Raw genomic sequence first — 6,442 nt, 5'->3', positions numbered from 1 at the left:
ACGACGTTCCCGGGGCTTTCGGGTTGTTAGTCGAGACGTTCGCCGCCCACCGAACCGACGGGCAGACGTTGCGGCAGTGGGTCGAAACCGAAGGACCCGACGCAGTCGCCGAGTACTGGGAACCCACCGAGACGGACTTCGAAGCCCCCTACATGCACGACGCGAAGCAGTCTTGGTACCCCTTCGCCGATGAGGACGAACCTCCAAAGGCGGAGCAACCGATGACGAGTGATTGAGTATGTCGGACGACTGTTTCGACCTCGGAAGCACGGTCCGTGAACACGTCTCCGCCGATGTCGCACCCGAGCTGTTCCCGGTGAGTACGGTCGATTCGGACTCGGCTTCTGCGGACGAATCAGGACACGCTGTCGAACCCGATTAACGGGAGCCGACTTCGTTCGACCCGCTTTTCCCGCTTTCCTCGATCTTTTCTGCTTTTCACGTACTGCTCCCAAAACAACTCCTTACGACGTATTATGGGTTCTAAACTATTTATGGTGTTTGAACCCCGATAGTGTGTCATGCCAGAACCAGTCATCGCAGCAGCATATCGAACGCCGTTCGGGAAGGCGGGCGGCGTCTTCGAAGACGTTCGAAGCGAAGACCTCTCGGTCGCGCTCATCGACCACATCCTCGACGAACACGATGTCGAGGCTGACGACGTGGAAGACCTGATGTGGGGTGTCGCCCAGCAGCGAGCCGAACAGGACAACAACGTCGCTCGCGTCATCGCGCTTCTCTCGAAACTCGGCGAGGGGACGCCCGGGACGAGCATCAACCGCTGGTGCGCCTCGTCCATGCAGGCGATTATCTCGGCGTCCGACGCCATCGCCGCGGGCAACCGTGAGTGCATCATCGCCGGTGGCGTCGAGAGCATGTCTCGCGTCCCGATGGACGGTGACTCCTACCAGCACCTCCACTCCGGACTGAGCGAGCAGTACAACGTCTTCCAACTCCAGATGGGGATGACCGCCGAGAAGGTCGCAGAGCAACACGAGGTCTCCCGCGAGGACCAGGACGCCTTCGCGCTCCGCAGCCACGAGCGAGCTGCCGAGGCAACCGAAACCGGTCGCTTCGACGACGAAATCGTCCCTATCGAGACGGACGACGGCGTCGTCACCGAAGACGAGGGAATTCGCCACGACACCTCGCTGGAAGCGCTCGGCGGCCTTCCGCCGGCGTTCTCCGGCGACGGCTCTGTCACCGCGGGTAACTCCTCGCAGATTACCGACGGTGCGGCCGCCGTTCTCGTCACGAGTCGCGAGTTCGCCGACGAACACGGCCTCGAGGTACTCGCATCTGTCGGCACCAACAACGTCGCTGGTGTCGACCCGACCGTGATGGGTATCGGTCCGGTTCCGGCCACCCGCGGTCTCCTCGAACGCGCCGGAAGCGATATCGAGGACTACGACCTCGTCGAAATCAACGAAGCGTTCGCTAGCCAGTGCGAATACTCCCGTCGCGAACTCGGTATCGACGAGGACAAACTCAACGTCAACGGCGGCGCAATCGCCCTCGGTCACCCGCTCGGTGCCTCCGGTGCGCGCCTCCCCGTGACGCTTATCCACGAAATGATTAAGCGCGACGTGGACCGCGGTCTCGCCTCGCTCTGTGTCGGGTTCGGTCAGGGTGCGGCAATAGAGTTCAGCCGGTAAGGCCTCTCTAAGCGGTTTTTGGTCCAGATTTTTGCGGGATGAGTGTGAGCGAATCCCGGAAAAAGGTGGCAGCGGTGTGGCAATAGAGTTCAGCCGGTAAGGCCTCTCTACCCTGATTTTAGACTGCCAGAACTGCCACGCAGCGACCGCTCACGACGACTCAGTATCCGACGAGCTAAACGAGATAACCGACGTTTCGAGGGCCAGTCCCGCGAGGAATACGACCACCCCGGTCGTGGCGAGAAACCCCGCCGCATCGACGTTGGCCGGTTCGAGTTTGAAGAACAGCGACAGCAACACGAGGTGGGCGCTCGTGACGAACGCGAGCTTCGCATTTCGTTTCATAGCTGGGCATACATTTCAGCCCAACTGTATATGGACCGTCGCTTCAGTCGTCCGCCGGTGCCGCCCCACTTGTCCCACCCACTGCCGACTCCGGAACTACTCCATCGTCGCTCCACCCGCGAATCTCGTAGTATTCTGACAGTGCGTGTTCGAATCCGGGGAGGTCGTACGGGAGCCTATCGTCGTCACGGTCGAAGCCGCGCTGGTTGTTGAAGTGGCGTTCGAGGGTGACGATGCGATTTCCGACGTCCTGAAGGCGGTCGTAGGTCGTGTCCAACAGCGTGGCCAGCGTCTCCTCGTCGAGGAAGTCCCGCGAGAACTTGCAGACGACGCCGCTGTCGAGGACGGCGTTGTGATTTTCTTTCTTCACGAGGAGTTCGGGCTTGCCGTCGAGACCGTGCGGTTCGACCGCTTTCGACTTCTCCACGTAGGGGTACTCCAGCGCGTAGAACGAGGCGTACATGTGGTCCGCGCCGCGGTTCGCCGTGGCGAAGGAGAGACCCTGTCCGTGGAGATGGCGGCCGTCGTGGGCCGGGAAATCCATACCTTTGACCGTCCAATCGTGGACGCCGAGTTCCTCGTGTGCGCGGTGGGTCCCTTCCGCGAGCAGGTCGCCAATTCCCTCGCGGTAGCCGATTTGCTCGACGAGTTCGTGAATCAGGTCGACGTTGCCGAACTCGTCTTCGGCCATCAGGTACGCCGCGATGGTGTCGCCACAGGAGATGGTATCCATGCCGAGGCGGTCACACAGGTCGTTGGATTTCATCACCTCGACGATGTCGTCGACGGCGCAGTTCGACCCGAAGGCCATCATCGTCTCGAACTCCGGCCCCTCGGTTTCGATGTCTGCCGCCTCGTCTTTGGTCGGGAGTTTGCACGCGAAGGCGCACTGCGAGCAGGTCCCTTTCTTGTACTTCTTCGATTCGACGGCGTCGCCGTTGATTCCCTCGACACCCTCGAACTCACGTTCTGAAAAGTACCGCGTCGGCAACGCCTCGACTTCGTTCGCGTAGTCGGTACCGGCGTTCGTTCCCTGTCGCTTCATCGCGTGGTCCGAGGTGGCGGCTTCGCGGTGGACATCCATCGCCTCGCTCGGGAACTCGATTTCGACGTCGGGCGCGTCGTCGCCCTCGAAGGTGACGACTTTGAGGTTCTTCGAACCCATCACAGCCCCGAGACCGCCGCGACCGAACGCCCGCGTTTCGGTCGTCATCACGGCCGCAAAGCGGACTTCGTTTTCGCCCGCCGGTCCGATGCAGATGAGTTGTTCCGCGTCGAGGTCCCACTCCGTGTCTGCGTACTCGGTAACGGCAGGGACCTCTTCCCCTTCCAAGTCCGGGACGGGTTCGAACTCGACGCCATCGGGTCGGACGTGGACCGCAAGGAGTTCGTCGGCCGCGCCGGTGAATTCGACTGCGCCGTAGCCCGTCCCGACGAGGTTCCGCGAGAGAAAGCCTCCGGCGTTCGACGAGACAAGCCCGTCGGTTAGCGGTGAGACGCCGGTCAGACTGGTCCGGCCGGTGAAGCTCATCCGAGACTGTTGCATCGGCCCGGCGGCGAGGACCAACCGATTTTCCGGACCGAGTGGAGAGGCGTCGAACGGGACGCGGTCGTAGACGAGTTTCGTCCCGACGCCTCGACCCCCGAGGTACGATTCGAGTACGTCGTCGATGTCGGTCGTCCCGGCTGCCCGCGCCGTGAGGTCGACCGAGCACAGTGGACCCTCCGCGTGTCGCATAGTTCTGTTTCGGTCACCAGCCGAATAATGATTCGTATGTTCACAATGGACATGGAATTCGACGCCACATTATATAGACCAAATATACTGTGGTCTTTACTGACACCTTCTGTAATATTGTTATCCGTAATGAATGTATATGCTGCTTCCGTCACGTTCATACTGTACAGCCAGAGAATAGCGGACGATGAATCTCACGACGACTGTACTGACGGGGGTCTTCGCGCTGCTCGCGGCCGTTGGCGTCGCGTCGTCGGGCGTTGTTCCGAGTCCCGACCTCGGCGCACCTGTCTGGTACGTACTCGTCGCCATCACCGTCGGTTACTGGACCGTCTTCCTGCGGTGGGCACGGAGCTAAGGTCCGAAAACGAGGGTGGGTACGGTTAGTTCGGGTGGACGAACGTTTCGGCGTTGCGAACGGCGTCCCGCTCACCGATGATGGTGATGCGGTCTCCCTCTTGGAGTGTGAACTCCGCGTTGGGGACGGTCGTGTCGCCGTTTCGGGAGATGAGCGTGATGAGACACCCGTCGGGGAGTTCGGGACCGACCTCGCGGATGGTCCGACCGATGAGTTCCTCGGCCGTGACTTCGACCTCCTGAACGTCGCCGGACCGACCGATTTCGCCCATCCAGTTGGACATCGTCGGTCGCTCGATGTAGTTGTCCATCGCCTGTGCGGTAGCCATGGTCGACGAGATAGTTCGGACACCGAGTTCTTCGAACGCCTCGACGTTGTCGGGGTTGTTCGCCCGCGCGAGGACACTCTCGGGGTCGAACTTCGAGTTCGACAGTTGCGAGACGAGCAGATTCACGTCGTCGTCACCGGTCGCGGCGACCACGACTTTGGCGTTATCCGCCCCCGCCGACCGAAGGACATCCGTGTCGGTTCCATCACCGTGATGGACGGTAAAGCCCTTGTTTCGGGCGGTCTGGACTACTTCCAGGTCCTGTTCGATGAGGACCACGTTCTCTCCACGGTCTGCGAGGCGTTCGGCGAGCGCACGGCCCACCTTTCCGCCTCCGATGATAAGTACACGCATTGGGATGACATCGAGGTATTCTGCAATCTGCCGAGCGAGCCCTGCTTCGAAGACGACGGTCGTGAGGATGACCAAGAAGACCGTCCCGACGAGAATCGAGGCGCTCTGGTTCAGCATGACGGCCTGCTGTGTCGCCCCCTGAGCGGCGAGTTCTGTCGCCTTCTCGCGGAATGCGATGGCGAACAGCGTCGCAACCGACGCGGGGATGATACCGCGCGGGCCGACGAAGCTCATAAAGAGCTTCTCTTCTCTGGTGAATCGGTCGCCTCTCGCCGAGATGAAGACCAGAAGCGGCCGGATGATGAGGGCGACCGCGACGACGACCGCGATGCCGCCGACGCCGAGGCTGAGAAGGTTCTCGAACTCCAGCAACGCCGCGAGGGCGATGAAGACGAACGAGAGGACGAGCAGCGTAATGTCGCCTTTGAACGCCGAAATCTCCTCTTCGTACGGAACCTCGGCGTTCCCGAGCAGGATACCGGCGGTCGCCACGGCGGCGATACCCGCTTCGGTGGCGACGAAGTCGGCGGCCGCGTAGGATACGAGCGCCCCTGCGAGAGTGAGCAGTCGCGCGTTCTGCGGCGCGTTTCCGGGCGAGAGGTCGACGTACCGAAGCACGTAGTACAGCGCCGCCGCGACGATACCCCCGACGACGACGCCGACGCCGAGTCGCTCGGCGAACAGCGTCACGAGCGCGTTGGGACTACTGACGCCTTCGAGGATAGCCTCGAAGATGACGACGGCGACGATGGCAGCCGTCACGTCGTTGACAATCCCTTCGGTGTCGAGTGCCGCCCCGACCCGGTCGCGGACGGGGACGACTTCGAGAATCGGGGCAATGACCGTTGGCCCGGTTGCGACGAGCAACGCTCCGACGAGGAACGAGACCGCCCACGGCGCGTCGAGCGCGTAGTGGACGACGACACTCGTTCCGATGAACGAAATTACCGCACCGAGCGTGACGAGGCGGAACGTCGCCGACGGTGCCTCCCGGAGCTTATCGATTCGAAGGTGGAACGCCCCTTCGAACACGATGATAGCGACCGAGAGACCGACGATGGCCTGTAGTGCGTTCCCGAACGAATCGGGAGAGATGACGCCGAGAACCTCGGGGCCGAGTAGGATACCCGACGCGATGAGGAACACGACGCTCGGGACCTGAAACCGGTCCGAAAGCACCTGCGAGACCACGCCGATGCCGATGATTGCGGCGACGAGCGGGATGAGATTCGCCCCTCCAGCTGCGGCCACTTATATCGCCTCCATGGATTCGGTTCATGTGACGACGGAAGATAAAACCATACATCTCGGACGGCATTTCCGCCGATTAACGGGGACGAATGTTTAGATTAATTCGAAAAAAGTTTATTCTGTCAGATTCTATTGCTTCGCGGCTTGGTCGCCGCTTCGTCGCTCTTCTGTCCGTTGATTGGCCTCGTCGTAGATGAGGTCGACCTCGTCGGCATAGCGGTCGAGAATGTTTCGACGCTTCTTTTTCATCGTCGGCGTCATGAGGTCGTTACCTTCGGAGAACTCTTCGGGGACGATTCGGAACTGTTTGATTCGCTCGTACGACTCGAAGTTCTCGTTTGCTTTCTCGACTTCCTCCTCGATGCGCTCGTACACCCGGTCGTCGCGACAGATGTCTTTGGGGTCTTCGGGGA

The 6,442-nt window shown here is 61.2% G+C and carries 6 protein-coding genes and 2 pseudogenes; 4 read left to right on the top strand and 4 right to left on the bottom strand.

The window, feature by feature from the left end; genetic code table 11:
• The 3 genes and pseudogenes from QT222_RS08540 to QT222_RS08530 all read left to right on the top strand — a co-directional run.
• Positions 1 to 236, top strand: a pseudogene (locus QT222_RS08540) (ferredoxin--nitrite reductase); the annotation flags it as partial.
• A 2-nt stretch (positions 237 to 238) separates the two neighbouring features.
• Complete coding sequence (locus tag QT222_RS08535; protein WP_491476923.1) at positions 239 to 382, top strand: hypothetical protein; 144 nt, start codon at positions 239 to 241, stop codon at positions 380 to 382.
• Positions 383 to 521: 139 nt separating this feature from the next.
• A complete protein-coding gene (locus QT222_RS08530; protein WP_491476922.1) occupies positions 522 to 1,655 on the top strand; it encodes a thiolase family protein in 1,134 nt (377 codons plus the stop codon).
• Positions 1,656 to 1,805: 150 nt separating this feature from the next.
• Here QT222_RS08530 and QT222_RS08525 read toward each other — a convergent pair whose 3' ends face one another.
• Both QT222_RS08525 and QT222_RS08520 read right to left on the bottom strand, forming a co-directional pair.
• Positions 1,806 to 2,000 (bottom strand): hypothetical protein, encoded by a 195-nt coding sequence (locus QT222_RS08525; RefSeq protein WP_491476921.1) that lies wholly within the window; start codon positions 1,998 to 2,000, stop codon positions 1,806 to 1,808.
• Between the two features lie 43 nt (positions 2,001 to 2,043).
• Positions 2,044 to 3,738 carry an aldehyde ferredoxin oxidoreductase family protein gene (locus QT222_RS08520; protein WP_491476920.1) on the bottom strand — a complete coding sequence of 565 codons (1,695 nt, stop codon included), beginning with the start codon at positions 3,736 to 3,738 and terminating at the stop codon, positions 2,044 to 2,046.
• A gap of 187 nt (positions 3,739 to 3,925) precedes the next feature.
• On the opposite strand from QT222_RS08520, the gene QT222_RS08515 reads away from it, so the two are divergent.
• Positions 3,926 to 4,096 carry a hypothetical protein gene (locus QT222_RS08515; protein ID WP_169330957.1) on the top strand — a complete coding sequence of 57 codons (171 nt, stop codon included), beginning with the start codon at positions 3,926 to 3,928 and terminating at the stop codon, positions 4,094 to 4,096.
• Positions 4,097 to 4,121: 25 nt separating this feature from the next.
• Here QT222_RS08515 and QT222_RS08510 read toward each other — a convergent pair whose 3' ends face one another.
• Together QT222_RS08510 and QT222_RS08505 are read right to left on the bottom strand one after the other, a co-directional pair.
• Complete coding sequence (locus QT222_RS08510; RefSeq protein WP_004059347.1) at positions 4,122 to 6,029, bottom strand: cation:proton antiporter domain-containing protein; 1,908 nt, start codon at positions 6,027 to 6,029, stop codon at positions 4,122 to 4,124.
• Between the two features lie 129 nt (positions 6,030 to 6,158).
• A pseudogene (locus QT222_RS08505) lies at positions 6,159 to 6,442 on the bottom strand (long-chain fatty acid--CoA ligase); the annotation flags it as partial.

This window comes from Haloferax sp. s1 (assembly GCF_058382125.1).
Note: the sequence above shows the minus strand (reverse complement) of the source record. Positions and strands in the feature narration are given on the sequence as shown.